The organism is Undibacterium sp. Rencai35W, assembly GCF_049340185.1.
Taxonomy (GTDB): domain Bacteria; phylum Pseudomonadota; class Gammaproteobacteria; order Burkholderiales; family Burkholderiaceae_D; genus Undibacterium.
This window is the reverse complement of record NZ_JBMPPC010000005.1, coordinates 66,280-81,043: the sequence shown is the minus strand read 5'-3', so window position 1 is coordinate 81,043 and position 14,764 is coordinate 66,280. Positions and strand designations below refer to the sequence as shown.

General features: G+C 49.0%; 13 protein-coding genes. 7 read left to right on the top strand and 6 right to left on the bottom strand.

The features are described from left to right. The first annotated feature begins 50 nt into the window (after nucleotides 1-50). A complete protein-coding gene (locus ACO0K3_RS12270) occupies nucleotides 51-1,661 on the top strand; it encodes a methyl-accepting chemotaxis protein (RefSeq protein WP_422984961.1) in 1,611 nt (536 codons plus the stop codon). A gap of 294 nt (nucleotides 1,662-1,955) precedes the next feature. On the opposite strand, the gene ACO0K3_RS12265 is transcribed toward ACO0K3_RS12270, so the two are convergent. Continuing rightward, on the bottom strand, nucleotides 1,956-2,456 hold the full coding sequence (locus tag ACO0K3_RS12265) for an Lrp/AsnC family transcriptional regulator (RefSeq protein WP_422984959.1): 501 nt from the start codon (nucleotides 2,454-2,456) through the stop codon (nucleotides 1,956-1,958). Nucleotides 2,457-2,666: 210 nt separating this feature from the next. On the opposite strand from ACO0K3_RS12265, the gene hppD reads away from it, so the two are divergent. Both hppD and phhA read left to right on the top strand, forming a co-directional pair. Then, the gene (gene hppD, locus ACO0K3_RS12260; RefSeq protein ID WP_422984957.1) at nucleotides 2,667-3,782 is read left to right on the top strand and encodes a 4-hydroxyphenylpyruvate dioxygenase; all 1,116 of its coding nucleotides are present in this window, start codon (nucleotides 2,667-2,669) and stop codon (nucleotides 3,780-3,782) included. 94 nt (nucleotides 3,783-3,876) lie between these two features. Next, the gene (gene phhA, locus ACO0K3_RS12255; protein WP_422984955.1) at nucleotides 3,877-4,806 is read left to right on the top strand and encodes a phenylalanine 4-monooxygenase; all 930 of its coding nucleotides are present in this window, start codon (nucleotides 3,877-3,879) and stop codon (nucleotides 4,804-4,806) included. A gap of 143 nt (nucleotides 4,807-4,949) precedes the next feature. Here phhA and ACO0K3_RS12250 read toward each other — a convergent pair whose 3' ends face one another. The 3 genes from ACO0K3_RS12250 to ACO0K3_RS12240 form a co-directional block, all read right to left on the bottom strand. Continuing rightward, entirely contained in the window at nucleotides 4,950-5,903 is a 954-nt protein-coding gene (locus ACO0K3_RS12250) for a hypothetical protein (RefSeq protein WP_422984953.1), read from the bottom strand. Nucleotides 5,904-5,999: 96 nt separating this feature from the next. Beyond that, entirely contained in the window at nucleotides 6,000-6,863 is an 864-nt protein-coding gene (locus ACO0K3_RS12245) for a lipid A biosynthesis acyltransferase (protein WP_422984951.1), read from the bottom strand. Further along, nucleotides 6,860-7,735, bottom strand: a complete 876-nt coding sequence (locus tag ACO0K3_RS12240) for a lysophospholipid acyltransferase family protein (protein WP_422984949.1) — start codon at nucleotides 7,733-7,735, stop codon at nucleotides 6,860-6,862. The genes ACO0K3_RS12245 and ACO0K3_RS12240 overlap by 4 nt, the downstream gene beginning before the upstream one ends. A 321-nt stretch (nucleotides 7,736-8,056) precedes the next feature. Here ACO0K3_RS12240 and metK point away from each other — a divergent pair, with 321 nt between their 5' ends. Then, a complete protein-coding gene (gene metK, locus ACO0K3_RS12235; RefSeq protein ID WP_422960248.1) occupies nucleotides 8,057-9,235 on the top strand; it encodes a methionine adenosyltransferase in 1,179 nt (392 codons plus the stop codon). Between the two features lie 255 nt (nucleotides 9,236-9,490). Then, entirely contained in the window at nucleotides 9,491-10,354 is an 864-nt protein-coding gene (locus tag ACO0K3_RS12230) for a M14 family zinc carboxypeptidase (protein ID WP_422984947.1), read from the top strand. Nucleotides 10,355-10,460: 106 nt separating this feature from the next. Here ACO0K3_RS12230 and ACO0K3_RS12225 read toward each other — a convergent pair whose 3' ends face one another. After that, nucleotides 10,461-11,144, bottom strand: a complete 684-nt coding sequence (locus ACO0K3_RS12225; RefSeq protein WP_422984945.1) for a Fe2+-dependent dioxygenase — start codon at nucleotides 11,142-11,144, stop codon at nucleotides 10,461-10,463. A gap of 161 nt (nucleotides 11,145-11,305) precedes the next feature. After that, nucleotides 11,306-13,432 (bottom strand): TonB-dependent receptor, encoded by a 2,127-nt coding sequence (locus ACO0K3_RS12220; protein WP_422984943.1) that lies wholly within the window; start codon nucleotides 13,430-13,432, stop codon nucleotides 11,306-11,308. A 365-nt stretch (nucleotides 13,433-13,797) separates the two neighbouring features. On the opposite strand from ACO0K3_RS12220, the gene ACO0K3_RS12215 reads away from it, so the two are divergent. Together ACO0K3_RS12215 and ACO0K3_RS12210 are read left to right on the top strand one after the other, a co-directional pair. Continuing rightward, the gene (locus ACO0K3_RS12215) at nucleotides 13,798-14,331 is read left to right on the top strand and encodes a hypothetical protein (RefSeq protein WP_422984941.1); all 534 of its coding nucleotides are present in this window, start codon (nucleotides 13,798-13,800) and stop codon (nucleotides 14,329-14,331) included. 50 nt (nucleotides 14,332-14,381) lie between these two features. Further along, nucleotides 14,382-14,552: a hypothetical protein gene (locus ACO0K3_RS12210; protein WP_422984939.1), complete on the top strand. Its 171-nt coding sequence runs from the start codon at nucleotides 14,382-14,384 to the stop codon at nucleotides 14,550-14,552. Nucleotides 14,553-14,764: the final 212 nt, after the last annotated feature.

Below are 14,764 nucleotides of genomic sequence, written 5' to 3'. Positions count from 1 at the left end.
AACTTGACGAAAGTTGCAAAATGAAAAAATCAGGGACCTTAACAATTAAAATGCGGCTGACATTCAGCTACGCTATTTTGGCATGTGCAGTTGTGTTGGTATCGGCAATGGGACTTTTTGCACTATCGAAATCGCAGTCCCATTTTGAAAATCAAGTCAAGAACGTTGAGCAAATCCAAACGCTGATCAACGATATATTAGATGCCGCCAATGCGCGTGCAGTAGCCGCCCGCAATCTGGCGTTGATTACCGATCCGCAAGAGGTCATTGTTGAAAACAAAGCTGTTGTCGCCTCATTTGCAAAACTCAATAATTCACTGAAAGATTTAAAAAGTGCGGTACAAACTAATAAAGCATCTACCGATGCATTACGTACTAATTTTGCTGAAATTGAAAATATTGAGGCTAAATACGCAATCGTAGCAACAGAAATCGTGAAGCTTGCAATAGCTGGGGATCGCGAAAATGCCACCATCAAAATCAGTAAAGATTGTCGTCCACTACTAGTCGCCCTGATTGCTGCCATTGAAAAAGCGAAAGCTGAAATTAATTCCATCAGTCAAAACAGCGTTGTTGTTTCGGAACAGGAATCAAACAAATTACTGATAGAAATTCTTGCAATTAGTGTGCTGGCCGTCGGACTGGCGATATTCATGGGCGTGATCATTACCAAGAAAATTACCCAGCCATTAGGAGAAGCGGTAAAAATTGCCGAAACCGTCGCCTCAGGTAATTTAACGACACGCATCGAGGTCAATAGCAACGATGAAACGGGTAAATTAATTCAGGCGCTGAAAGAAATGCAGGACAGCTTAATTGATGTGATCTCGAATGTCAGGCAGAGTTCTGATCGCGTCGCCAGTGCATCAAGGGAAATTGCGGTGGGTAATATGGATTTGTCCAGCCGCACTGAAAGTCAGGCAAGCTCGCTGGAAGAAACTGCCGCATCAATGGAGGAGCTTGGCACTACCGTTAACCAAAATGCCGACAACGCCATTCGTGCGAACAAGTTAGCGGATAACGCGAGTGCCATTGCGATAAGAGGTGGCGAGGTTGTATCGAAAGTGGTTGAAACTATGAAAGATATCAATGATTCGTCTAGAAAAATCTCAGATATTCTCAGCGTCATTGACGGCATCGCGTTTCAAACGAATATCCTGGCGTTGAATGCCGCAGTGGAGGCTGCTCGTGCAGGTGAGCAAGGACGAGGTTTCGCCGTGGTGGCAAGTGAAGTCAGAAATTTGGCGCAACGCAGTGCAAGCGCGGCAAAAGACATTAAGTCATTGATCAGCGATAGTGTGCAAAGAGTAGAGCTAGGAACATCCTTGGTCGATCAGGCGGGTGAAACAATGCAAGAAATTGTTGAGGGCATCCGTAGCGTGTCCGATCTGATGAAAGAAATCAGCACGGCCAGCGTAGAACAGAGCAATGGTGTTAATCAGGTTGGTCAGGCTGTCGTACAAATGGATGAAACCACCCAACAAAATGCTGCACTCGTAGAGGAAATGGCAGCGGCCTCTGGAACACTAGAAACGCAATCAAATGAACTGGTCAATGCAGTATCAGTTTTTGTGATTAATGCGGGACCTAATACAGCGCCAGTTAGTCGCCACAATGCCAAGGCATTTGCTGCACCAGCACTGCTGAAGTTGAGCAGTTAATTTTATCGATTAAGTTTTACTGATTAAGTTTTACTGAGCATCACTTGATGCTGCCAGTCTGCTGTTGAATAAGTAGAATTTTGAAGCGGTGAAAATAAAAGCGCCATTGAGCGCTTTTATTTTTTACCATATTTTTTCCACAATTTGTCTTTCCGGTTTTACTTGCGATATCACTGTCTTATTGGAACAGTTCTCCGTCACACTATTTGATCAGTTTTTACTTACGTTTTTTTCCATGCAGTTTGACTGGACCATCTCAAGATCTAAAGATACGCTAATCAAGCAATGCATAATTCAAGCATTCAGCACAGGTAATGCCGTCGTATCCTTAATCTGCTGCAAAGCAAAGCTCGACTTCACGTCGAGTACCGCCGGGTGACGCAGCAGGGTTTCCATCATGAAGCGGGAGAAATGATCCATATTCTCGACATGTACCCGCAGCAGATAATCCATTTCCCCCGTCATCGCATAACACGCAACAATTTCTGGCCATTGCTCTACCGACGCCGCGAAATCATTACGCGGGGAACGTGATGCGCCTTTTCCCGGGGCGTCGTTATGCTTCTCCAGACGCACATTTACGTACGCCAACAAGCCCAGACCGATCTTGGCCGGCTCCAGCAGAGCGACATATTTGCGGATTACCCCGCTGTCCTCCAGCCGCTTGATGCGTCGCAGACACGGTGACGGCGACAGATTGACTCGCTCAGCAACCTCCTGATTGGTTAAGCGTCCGTCAGCCTGCAAAATCGCCAAGATCTTGCGATCAATCTTATCCAAAGGAATCGTTGTCATAGTCTGCCAATAATTTAATTATCACAGCAATATTATTGCGTAATTTTTGCAATTATTGGGTTATTTTGCAATTTAATGGCGTGAATCAAGAACTATACTGAGAGCTTGATCTATGTCAAAAACTTTGACTTTGATGGCCGCCATCCGGCGCACTGGCACAAATTTGCTACTGTCGCGCAGATGCTATGACGATTACTTCAGGAGACAAGCATGACCTTCCAAACTTGGGAAAACCCTATGGGTACCGATGGCTTTGAGTTTATCGAGTACGCAGCACCCGATCCAAAAGCACTAGGTGAATTATTCGTCACCATGGGTTTTACCGCGATTGCCAAACACCGCACCAAGGATGTGACTCTGTACCGTCAAGGCGGCGTGAACTTCATTATCAATGCCGAACCTGATTCTTTTGCGCAAAAATTTGCCCGCAAACATGGCCAGTCAGTTTGCGCATTCGCTTTCCGCGTCAAGGATGCCAATGCCGCCTACAAGCGCGCACTGGATCTGGGTGCCTGGGGCTTCGATAATAAAACCGGCCCTATGGAACTCAATATTCCTGCCATCAAAGGTATCGGCGATTCCCTGATTTATTTCGTTGACCGCTGGCATGGCAAAGATGGCGCAGATGCAGGTGCCATCGGTAATATCAGCATCTATGACGCTGACTTCGTGGCATTGCCTGGCGTGGATTCCAATCCTGTCGGCAAGGGCCTGACGTATATCGACCACCTGACCCACAATGTGCATCGTGGTCGCATGAAAGAATGGGCAGATTTCTATGAAACTCTGTTCAGCTTCCGCGAAATCCGTTACTTCGATATCGCCGGCAAGCACACAGGCCTGAAGTCAAAAGCCATGACTTCACCTTGCGGCAAAATCCGTATTCCTATCAACGAATCTTCGGATGATAAATCCCAGATCGCTGAATACCTGGATCTCTACCACGGCGAAGGCGTACAGCATATCGCGATGGGCACCGACAATATCTATGACACCGTGGGCGGCATGAAAGCCAATGGCGTGGTATTCCAGGACACCATCGACACATACTACGACCTGGTAGATCGCCGCCTGCCTGGTCACGGTGAAAACCTGGAAGCATTGCGCAAGCTGCGCATTCTGGTGGATGGCAAGAGCACAGAAACATCACGTGAATTGCTGTTGCAGATTTTCACGACCACAGTCATCGGCCCTATCTTCTTTGAAATCATCCAGCGCAAGGGCGATCAAGGTTTTGGCGAAGGTAATTTCCGCGCATTGTTTGAGTCCATAGAACTGGATCAGATCCGTCGTGGCGTTCTCAAAGACGAAAAAGCACCTGCATAATTCAGCAGCTCGTTAAGAGAATACAAGGTCAACCAGATCGACACTCAGTGCGTCGTCTGTTGGCCTTTTTTTGTTTGAGGAAAGAGACAACTTCATGACTACTGCAACAGCATCTAATGCTGCATCTAATACCGCACACAATGCCACTTCTACGACTATTTCGAATGAAGACTTTCTCGCTACCGTCGCCGAAAAATCGGATGGTGCCGCGTTGCGCGGTGATTACAAGCTGGCTGATGCACAATATGTAGTGCAACAGAATTGGGATCGTTATACCGAAGCAGAACACGAACTCTGGCGCAAACTTTATCAGCGACAAGAGGCCTTATTACCAGGGCGCGCCTGCAATGAATTCATTGAGGCATTGCATAAGATGGATGCGGCTGGCGGCATACCGGATTTTGAGCAGACCTCCGCAGCACTATTTAAAGCGACTGGCTGGCGTATCGTCGCCGTTCCTGGTTTGATCCCTGAATTTACCTTCTTTGAGCATCTGGCGAATCGCCGTTTTCCGGTCACAGTATGGTTGCGTACGCCGGAAGAATTCAACTACATCGTCGAGCCTGATGTATTCCATGATTACTTCGGCCACGTGCCGATGCTGTTCAATCCGGTGTTTGCCGACTATATGCAGCTGTATGGCAAAGGCGGTTTAAAAGCCATGGGTCTGGGCGGTCTCGATTATCTGGCACGGTTGTATTGGTATACCGTGGAGTTCGGGCTGATCAATACACCGGAAGGCCTGCGCATCTACGGCGCGGGTATTTTGTCGTCCGGTGGTGAAGTAGAATATTGTTTGAAATCCGGCACCACATCACGCCATATTCATCTCGACATACAGCGTTGCCTGCGCACTTTGTACAAAATCGATTCGTATCAGGAAAGCTATTTTGTGATCAACAGCTTCCAGGAATTATTCGACGGTACCGCACCAGACTTCGCACCGTATTACGAAAAATTAAAACAACTTGAGGCACTACCGGCAGATACCCTGCTCGCAGGTGAGATCGAGTTACTGGCTTAGTCAGTTGATGCATATCAGTATCCATTGATACGCAAACCCTGTCATAAAAAACCAAGGGCGCACTGCCTGAACAGTGCGCCCTTATTACTAGTCGAGACTAGTTGAGACTAATTGAGTCAGACTGAATGCAGGCTCAGGGACCACTACTTCGGAAACATATATTCCACTGCCGTCTTGGACATTCCCTTGTCGCTATGCCCCACCCCAGCGACTGTCAGCAGCTCCCATTTCAATGGCGCATTTAGTGTCATAGCCACTTCTTTTGCCGTCTTCATAAAATTCTGCCCGCGTTCAAACCGGTTTTTACCTTCTGCACGGGCCTGAGGCGAATTAGGAACGTGTCCACCTGATTCCTGCAAATCATCTTCACCCAGCATCACAACCAGACGACGTGAAAAAACCGTGGCGAGCTGCGTTTCGCTGACGACGTCCTTATCCAGACTCATCGGAAAGCGCGCCTGACTCCACGTGGGATAAACCGGCATCGTGTAACTGCCCGCATTAGCAGAAAACGCCACCTCGACTCTTGGCGATGGCATGAAGATCATGAAACGATGGACGAACTGTGCACCTGCCGAATGACCATACAAATAGTAGGTAGGCGCGCTCAGTGATTCACGTTGACGCAGGTCGTCAAACAAATGCTCGATGACCCAGAAACTCCATTGCGTGTGATTGGCGTTTGTCACATTCCCGAACTGATAGGCGGCACTGGGAAAATATCGCTCGGCAAACTCGGGGACGACTAACAGAAACTGATATTTCTCTGCATATGCTTTCCAGGCATTTCGGTAATCTTCGCCGTTGCGTTTGGTACCGTGCATCACAAACAGGACTTTAGTCTGCGCATTGAGCGTCGCCGGTTTGTAGTACCAGACCGTGACCGGTTTATCCGGGGCGCTGAGCGTATCGGTAAAACTGAAACTATTGCTGCCCGCAGCTAAGGTCGTAGTTGATGGGGCTTCTACAGGAGCGGCTAACGGGACGGCCGAGGGATCGGCTGCAACACAAACAGACGACAAAGAAAAAAGTAAGGCCGTCAAGCCGGTGAACTGAGTAAGCATGTGAGTGAGCGTATTACTAATTAAGCGTCGCATTGTTCGCCGATTCCTTCTTCAAATAATCCATTGTCTGGCAGGACTGATGTGGCTTAACTAGTCATTCAGCCAGCCGATCTGCAACAGGTAAGTCAGTTAATACACGCTAGGCACGCCAGGTGGCCTGGTTTTAAATCGCTTATGCGCCCAAAAATATTCTGCCGGTGCCTTCAGAATTTCCGCCTCGATGTAGTCGTTCATCATGCGTGTCGCGGCGATGATGTCATCGCCAGGATAATCAAGCCAGGGCTCACGGAAACTGACTTTCCACCCCTGATAATCAGGCAGCATCGTCGCAATGACTGGGATCACTTTGGCATGTGTAGTAGCGGCGATTCTGGCGACCGCCGTCAAGGTAGCTGCGGGCACACCGAAGAAGGGAATAAACTCCGCATCTTTAGGCCCAAAATCCATATCCGGCAGCATGAAAAATGGCAAGCCCTCGCGCATCGCACGGATGATGGGTTTGACACCTTCGGCACGAGAAAACAACTTCACCGGACGAAAACGTGAACGGCCTTTACGTAAAGCCTGATCAAAAACTTGATTGCGTTGCTCGGTATAAATCGAGCACAGGGACGACTCCAGCATCACCGCGACACCAGCAACATCCAGGCTGACAAAATGTGGGCACAGCAAAATCGTCGGCCCATCCTGAATACTCGCCAGCGGCACGGCTGGGTCAACCTGAATCAATTTCTTTAAACGTTTTTCTGAAGCCCACCACAAGATGCCGCGCTCCAGCACGCTGCGGGTATAGGCCTGAAAATGCTGTCGTGCGAGTTTGACGCGCTCCGCTTCACTGAGATGCGGCAAACACAGTCGTAAGTTCGTCAGCGTGATATGACGGCGCGATTTGATCACACGAAACAACAGGCTGCCAACAGCATCGCCAAAGCGTCCCAGCACTGGCAACGGCAACCAGTGCATTACCCACATAAATCCCAGAACAAATCTCATGTGCGCTCCTTTGCCGTATCGGTGGAAACGACCGAAGTCACCGGTGCGGCGACACCCTGCGGGATTTTGTAGCGGTTATAACTCCAGAAATACTGCGCGGGCTTACGGGCAATCAGTTTTTCCATCGCCGCATTGATCGCCTCCGCTTGTTGCGTGGCGTCTTCGCCCAACACTTCATCAAACGCGACAAAGCGCACCACATAGCCGCGACCATGGGGCAAACGTTCAGCATACGTCAATATCAACGGAGCACCCGTCATCGTATGCAATTTGGCCGAGAGCGTCATGGTATAGGCAGGCTTGCCAAAAAATCTGGCCCAGACCCCTTCACCCTCTTGCGGCACCTGATCGGGTAGCAAGCCTATTGCTTCGCCCTTTTTCAAGGCTTTTGCCATGGTTCGGACACCCGAGAGATTGGCTGGTGCAAGGATAAGATTGTCACGGGCTCTGGCACCTTCGATTAGGGGCTTCAAGGCAGCTTTACGCGGGGGCCTGTACAGTGCGGTTAACCGGGTTCTGGCGGCAATCGCCTGCGCAATGATTTCAAAACAACCGAGATGTGGCGTCAGCAAAATCACGCCTTTTCTGGCATCAAGCGCAGCCTGAACCAATTCCCAGTTTTCAACCGTCGCGGTACGCAATACACGCTCTGGGTCAGCGCACCAGATGAACGGCAACTCCATGATATTTCTACCCGCCTCGCGTACTGCGGAGGACGTATCAGCAGCAAAACCGGCACGGCTGATGTTTTCTTGCAAACGACGACGATAGGAGCCGGACGCCATATAGACCAGCCAGCCCAGACTTGCACCGATAGCATGCAAGACAGGCAATGAAAAAATAGACAGGAAGCGAAATAAAGCAACGAGCATGATGCATCTCAAGTCGGAGAGAAAAAATTAGAGGCGGAATTTCCAGCGATTAGACACGACCTCAAGAAGAAGCGTAAAATATCACACAATGTGTAAAGCCTATTGCAAAATTAAGCTGGCCAGACGCGCCGATGAAGACAGCACACACGGTACGGCGAGTCGGTGTAACAACGCTAGATTCAATTTGCAATAGGCTTTATGTAAGAACCGCCGAGTTAACAGACAACTTGCGAGGCGGTATACAAGTTCCGCTAAAGCGTCGCAGGTTCTCTTTCCGACTGCGGCATGTTTAATACGGTCATTTTTTACAAGGAGCCTGCGATGGCTAATGATTTTCTCTTCACCTCTGAATCGGTCTCTGAAGGACATCCCGACAAAGTCGCCGATCAAATTTCCGATGCAATTCTCGACGCGATCTTTGAACAAGATCCGCTCTCGCGCGTCGCTGCTGAAACACTGACTAATACTGGCCTGGTCGTATTGGCTGGCGAAATCACTACCAACGCCAACGTCGATTACATCCAAGTCGCACGCGATACCATCAAGCGCATCGGCTACGACAATACCGAGTACGGTATTGACTACAAAGGCTGTGCCGTTCTCGTGGCCTACGACAAACAATCCAACGATATCGCACAAGGCGTCGATCATGCTTCCGACGACCATCTGAATACCGGTGCGGGTGACCAGGGTCTGATGTTTGGTTATGCCTGCGATGAAACGCCGGAACTCATGCCAGCGCCGATCTACTATGCTCACCGTCTGGTAGAGCGTCAGGCCCAATTGCGCAAGGATGGCCGTCTGCCTTTCTTACGTCCAGATGCCAAGAGCCAGGTCACGATGCGTTATGTCGATGGCAAGCCGCACAGTATCGATACCGTCGTATTGTCCACACAGCATAGTCCAGATCAAAGCGATGGCAGCAAGATGAAGCCGTCCTTTATCGAAGCGGTGATCGAAGAAATCATCAAACCGGTCTTGCCAAAAGACTGGCTCAAAGACACCAAATACCTGATCAACCCGACCGGTCGCTTTGTGATTGGCGGTCCGCAAGGCGATTGCGGCCTGACAGGTCGTAAAATTATTGTCGATACCTACGGCGGCGCATGCCCGCATGGTGGTGGTGCATTCTCCGGCAAAGACCCTACAAAAGTCGATCGCTCTGCCGCCTACGCAGCACGCTATGTCGCTAAAAATATCGTCGCTGCCGGTCTGGCCAAACAATGCCAGATTCAGGTCGCTTATGCGATTGGCGTTGCACGCCCGATGAATGTCACGGTGTATACCGAAGGCACAGGCGTGATTCCGGATGAGCAAATCGCCGCTCTGGTAAATGAGTATTTTGATCTGCGTCCAAAAGGCATCATCCAGATGCTGGATCTGCTGCGTCCGATTTATTCCAAGACGGCAGCGTATGGTCACTTCGGTCGTGAAGAGCCGGAATTCACCTGGGAACGCACGGACAAAGCCGTGTTGTTACGCAAGGCCGCCGGACTCTGATCATCTTGTTTGTATCGTTTTGACCGTTGTAGTACGTGCTTGAATATGGATTGAAGTATGCAATGCCGGGCCCCGTTGTTGTCTCAAGTAATACCCAGGGAAGCGCAGATTGATTCGATAAGCGCAACATCACATTTTTTTACGAAACACGTCACAAAACACGTAACGAAGCAGCAAGATCACCGCTGCTGGACGAAAAAATGTGATACCCCCGGCTCATCGTCTGGCCTTGCATGCGTTGGTCTGGTAGTCCTGATGTCTGCTGTATCCATGTGGTCGCCGCATGCTCTGGCGACCACAACGCCCCCAATCACCATACCGTCCAAAATCAGTAAACCCGTCACCGACTGGTGCACACCGCTGGTGGCGCGCTTGCCCAAAATTTCTGATAGCGATTGCCGCAATAGTAAAGTCCAGCCAGCAGGAGCGAATTCTGCCAATGGCTTTCCAATTCTGGTGCGTGACATCGCCGCGGATCCACGTCGCAAGCAAGCATTAAAAGTATTGCTGCTAGGCGGCATTCATGGAGACGAACAAACCGCGTCGGCAATCGTGTTCAAGTGGATGGAAGTGATGCATAAACCGGCAGCGCAAGAATTTCAGTGGAAAGTTGCGCCCGTCGTCAATCCTGATGGCTTGCTGGCGGTCAAACCGATGCGCGTCAATGCGCGTGGCGTCGATCTGAACCGCAATTTTCCTACACCTAACTGGCAACAGGATGCGCCACGCTACTGGGCAAAAACAACACGCAGCGATCCGCGTCGCTTCCCCGGCAAGGCCCCCATTTCAGAGCCTGAGAGCCGCTGGGTCTACGACACGATAGAAAAATTTAAACCCGATGTCATCATCTCGGTACACGCACCGTTTGGCGTACTCGACTTCGACGGCCCGGTTACCCCTCCGCGCCGCTTTGGCCGCCTGATCTACAACCGGGTCGGCGTCTATCCAGGCTCACTCGGTAACTACAGCGGTCTGCACAAAGACATCCCGGTTGTCACCATCGAATTACCGAACGCCACCGTGATGCCAGCGGATGCCGAAGTGCAACGCATCTGGCTAGATATGTTGGGCTGGATCAAGCGTAACGTTCCTGCGCAAGCCAAACTCGCGCAACGATAACTCGTCGAAAGCATATACTCCCCCAGATTTTTATAAAATAAGGCTTATTCCGCACTGTTTATCTAGTGAATTAAAAAATACTAGTATAGAGTATATTAAAATTTGACTACACTGGCTCTGCCCACATGCGTAGCAGATTGTGATAATTGCCCGTCAATTGCAGCACCGCCTGAGTATCTGCACCGCTTGCCGTCAGTTGTTGAATACTGCTATCCAGACTGAATAACAAAGCCCGCTGCGCGTCGTCCCGGATCATACTTTGCACCCAGAAAAACGATGCCAGCCTGACGCCGGACGTCACCGGCGTCACCTGATGTACGCTGGTCGACGGATAAAGCACGATATGTCCGGCGGGGAGCTTGACGCTGTGCGTGCCATAGGTATCAACGATCTGCAACTCACCGCCTTCGTACTCATCAGGATCCGATAAAAATAACGTCGCTGAGATATCCGTACGAATTTTTTTCCCGGTGCCGGGCAACAGCCGTACCGCATTGTCGATGTGATGACCAAAATGCTGACCACCACCATAAAGATTAAACATCGGCGGATACACGACCGCTGGCAGTGCAGCGCTGATAAATTGCGGATGCCGTTCCAGCGTCGCCAGAATCAGATCACCGAGAGCGAGTGCTTCCGGGCGCTGTTCTGACAATTGCAAATTATGCTTGACCTGACCACCCTGATAACCGGCACTCGTCAGCCCGTCAACCCATTGCGCCTGATTGAGCTGATCACGAGCAAAATTGATTTGATCAAGACTAAGTACGTCGGGAATAGCGAGCAGCATGATGGTGAAAAATGGATGAGATAAATGAAGTCCAATGAACGATCATATTGACTGACCGGCCGATCGAAGCAAGTAATCGAACTAGACGATATAAATAACAACGCCCCATTTGCTGATCGGCCAGATCAGTCAGACCAACAAATGGAAGCGCTTAAGTCAGATTAGAAACGATACGCCACCGTGACCAGTGCGCTACGTCCTTTTACCGGCGTGGCGCGTCCACCGGATGCTGCCTCAAAATATTTTTCATCCGTCAGATTTTGCAGATTGAGGCGGATGTCGTAGTCTTTTTGTTTGTACGCAATGGTCGCATCATAGCGTTTGTAAGCATCAACATAAGCGGTCTCAAAATTATTCAGATAGCGCTTCGATGCATACAAAATACCGCCACCAATTTCCCAGTTTTGTATCGGGCTGTAGGTCGTCCAGATAGTGACATTATCACGTGGCGTATTCGGCAATGTTTTACCGACTGCAGAGATGCCGTTGCTCAATTCTTTCAGTGCATTGATCTTGCCATCTAGTAGCGTATAACCCGCCATCACTTGCCAGTCTGGTGTGATACGGCCGACTACACCGACCTCAAAACCCTGTACCTGAGTGTCACCCGATAATGTCACTACGGAAGTCAGTGGATCCGTCGTACGGGCGTTAGTTTTTTGCACCTTGAAAATCGCACCGTTCAGGCTCAGATTGCCGTCTAACAAATCAAGTTTGGCACCCGCCTCGATCGACTTATTTTTCTCAGGATCGAGATTCACATTCGACGCTGACAATACCAGAGTCTCTGTCGATGGATTAAACGACGTGCCATACGACACATAGTACGATTGTGACTCTGAGGGCTGCCAGATGACGCCAGCACGCGTGCTTAACATCTTATCGGTATGAGATAAATCGGTTCTGACTTTCGTACTGTAGTTGTAAGCGCTCTGCGACGCGCTATAACGGTCCCAACGCACACCGCCAACTATTTTCCATTCTTTATTCAGATCGATCTGATCGTTCAGATAGACAGCAACCGTATCCGCATCTGAATTCGTTTGTGTACTCAGGGTGCGTACCGCCGTGGCGGGCTTGGCAGCATACGTGGTACTTGCCAGATTTAAAGAACCAAGGCCGGTCCATGCATAAGCGGTGTTCGCATACTTATCTTTGGCCAATGACAAGCCAGTAGTAAAGGTATGCTGAACCCCTGCGAGCTGCATTTTAGCGATCAGATCCGTCTGATTATCAAGACTGCTGTCATCCACAACGCGGTCGCGCGTGCTGTAATTCGCCGTAATCTGACTCAATGCCGCGCCCGCTGCTGGTGTGCCGATAATGCTTAGCGGAGTCGGCGATGCGGTAGTTTTGTATTTGCCGTATTGCGTACGATTTTGCAGGGTCGTATCTTTATCGAATTTATGTTTAATGCTGGCACTGACGATGTCAGCATCCTGATCATATTTATCATCCGTAAAACCATAGAAACGATTCGCAGGTGCATCAACTGGCTTGCCATTGACCACAGGGAAACCATAGTCAGGAATATCTTTATTCCGCTGGATAAAAGCTGTAATTAAAATCTCGGTCGGGGTACCGATTCCGAAACGTACTGACGGCGCCACACCGAAGCGTTTATTCTCGATGACATCGCGTGTTGACTTACTGTCCTGCGCAAAAGCGTCAATCCGGAAAGCCGATGTCTCAGACAAAGGACGATTGATATCGACCGTACTGCGGTAATAACTATCAGTCCCCACAGTACCTGTGACTTCGCCACTGGCTTTCAGATTCGGTTTGCGGCTGGCCTGATTAATCACGCCGCCGGTAGAGCCACGGCCAAACAACATCGATGACGGCCCTTTCAGAACCTCGACCGCTTCAAGATTAAACGTATCACGAGTGTACTGACCGCGATCACGAAAACCGTCGAGATACACATCCGTACGTGCCGAGTAGCCGCGCAGATTAATGTTGTCACCAATCTGACCACCCTCGCCTGCAGAGATCGTAATACCCGGTACATTACGCAATGCCTCAGTCATCGTGGTCGCCGCCTGCGCATTCAAGACCGCACGATTCACTACATTCACCGTTTGTGCAATATCACGCAGATCGGTCGCGACCTTGCCAGCGACGGCCGTTTTTTCCGGCGCATAACGATTTTTATCCGCATTGTCTTGGACTTTAATTTCAGGCAATGTGCTATCGGTAGTAGATACGGGAGCAGTTTGTGCCAAAGCACCAGGCGCGGCGACAGCGGCCAGCAAAGCGGCAGCCAATGGGGTAAGACGACGTTTCATTACTTTCCTTTTATTGTCAGCGATCCGGTTCCTGCAGAGGAATAGAGAAACCTGGATTCTTAGCGAGTGTAAAAATTGATTAAAAAATCAAATAAATAAGGCTGGCTGACAGAGGGGGAGAGTGTCGTGGCTGGCTGAAAAATAGTGCGGCGATACAGAGGAAGCAATTATAGATGAGAATGATTATCAATAACAAGATATTTTATTCTTAGATGTCTTGCTATACAACTGCTTACAGAACTGTACGATCATTACGCGTCACATAAGTTAGGAGCGCTTAATGCGCCGCCGAAGACATTAAATTGTTGTAGTATTTGAAATGATAAAGTGCTTTTATTAATTTTTTACGCTAACGTTCTCTCACTATGCCTCCTCACTTCCGTATACGCAGACGCACTAGTTATCCTTGGTTTTTTATTAGCTTCGCAATTATCGCTAATAGCTTAGCCTATTTGCTTCTAAGTCCTGCAAAACCATTTGAATTATTCATACTCATAACAGGTGCTATTGCTGGTTTCATACATTTTCTATATAAGCAACATCACCAAGAAACACAGCTCTTTGTAAGCCTTTTTAATAAGTTCAACGAGCGATACGACGCTCTCAATGAAAAATTAAACGCAATCGTGTCTAGAGACAAAAGCACCCTCCTTTCATCGGACCACACCAAAACATTATTTGATTACTTCAATCTTTGTGCAGAAGAACATCTTTACTTTGAGTCAGGCTATATTGATAAGGAAGTATGGGAAGCTTGGTTAAAAGGAATGCATTATTTCTATAAAGATGAACATATTAGAAATCTCTGGGCGAAAGAAATTTCTGAAGGTTCTTACTACCGATTTAAGTTAAAACTAATTGAAGAAGTGTCCAATCAGACGCGCAGCAACATCGATTAATTTGATTTTTTGAGCCAAGTAGGTGCGATTAAAGAAGCGCTATCGCACACATGTTATGGCTTCAATCACCGCAATTGAAATTCCGGCCGATGGCCAAAAATCGTCGTGCATTCCTTCCTGAAAAACTAAGCGAAATTACTCCGGGTCGTGCCACCATCATTTATCGTATAAGAACCAATCCGTTACGCCAAGGCGCTACAGCGATCTCCAATCCACGCTAAATTTTGTCTTTTGCTGAAACTCAAAACTTAGTTTCGATCCTGAGCACAATTCACGATGCATGATCGGCAACGTCCGCATTAGAATCATGCTGCGGTCTCACGATCTGGTTCAACTGTGGAGTAACCCTGATTCAACCGGACTTTTACCAGGTACCGATGCTGCGTTAGCACTGAACTTAATCATGCTAAAACAGGTCAACCTCCAGTCCGGA

Coding starts and splice junctions, on each gene's coding strand:
- ACO0K3_RS12270 (WP_422984961.1), top strand. CDS start 51: ATGCGGCTGACATTCAGCTACGCTATTTTGGCATGTGCAGTTGTGTTG.
- ACO0K3_RS12265 (WP_422984959.1), bottom strand. CDS start 2,456: ATGACAACGATTCCTTTGGATAAGATTGATCGCAAGATCTTGGCGATT.
- hppD (WP_422984957.1), top strand. CDS start 2,667: ATGACCTTCCAAACTTGGGAAAACCCTATGGGTACCGATGGCTTTGAG.
- phhA (WP_422984955.1), top strand. CDS start 3,877: ATGACTACTGCAACAGCATCTAATGCTGCATCTAATACCGCACACAAT.
- ACO0K3_RS12250 (WP_422984953.1), bottom strand. CDS start 5,903: ATGCGACGCTTAATTAGTAATACGCTCACTCACATGCTTACTCAGTTC.
- ACO0K3_RS12245 (WP_422984951.1), bottom strand. CDS start 6,863: ATGAGATTTGTTCTGGGATTTATGTGGGTAATGCACTGGTTGCCGTTG.
- ACO0K3_RS12240 (WP_422984949.1), bottom strand. CDS start 7,735: ATGCTCGTTGCTTTATTTCGCTTCCTGTCTATTTTTTCATTGCCTGTC.
- metK (WP_422960248.1), top strand. CDS start 8,057: ATGGCTAATGATTTTCTCTTCACCTCTGAATCGGTCTCTGAAGGACAT.
- ACO0K3_RS12230 (WP_422984947.1), top strand. CDS start 9,491: ATGTCTGCTGTATCCATGTGGTCGCCGCATGCTCTGGCGACCACAACG.
- ACO0K3_RS12225 (WP_422984945.1), bottom strand. CDS start 11,144: ATGCTGCTCGCTATTCCCGACGTACTTAGTCTTGATCAAATCAATTTT.
- ACO0K3_RS12220 (WP_422984943.1), bottom strand. CDS start 13,432: ATGAAACGTCGTCTTACCCCATTGGCTGCCGCTTTGCTGGCCGCTGTC.
- ACO0K3_RS12215 (WP_422984941.1), top strand. CDS start 13,798: ATGCCTCCTCACTTCCGTATACGCAGACGCACTAGTTATCCTTGGTTT.
- ACO0K3_RS12210 (WP_422984939.1), top strand. CDS start 14,382: ATGTTATGGCTTCAATCACCGCAATTGAAATTCCGGCCGATGGCCAAA.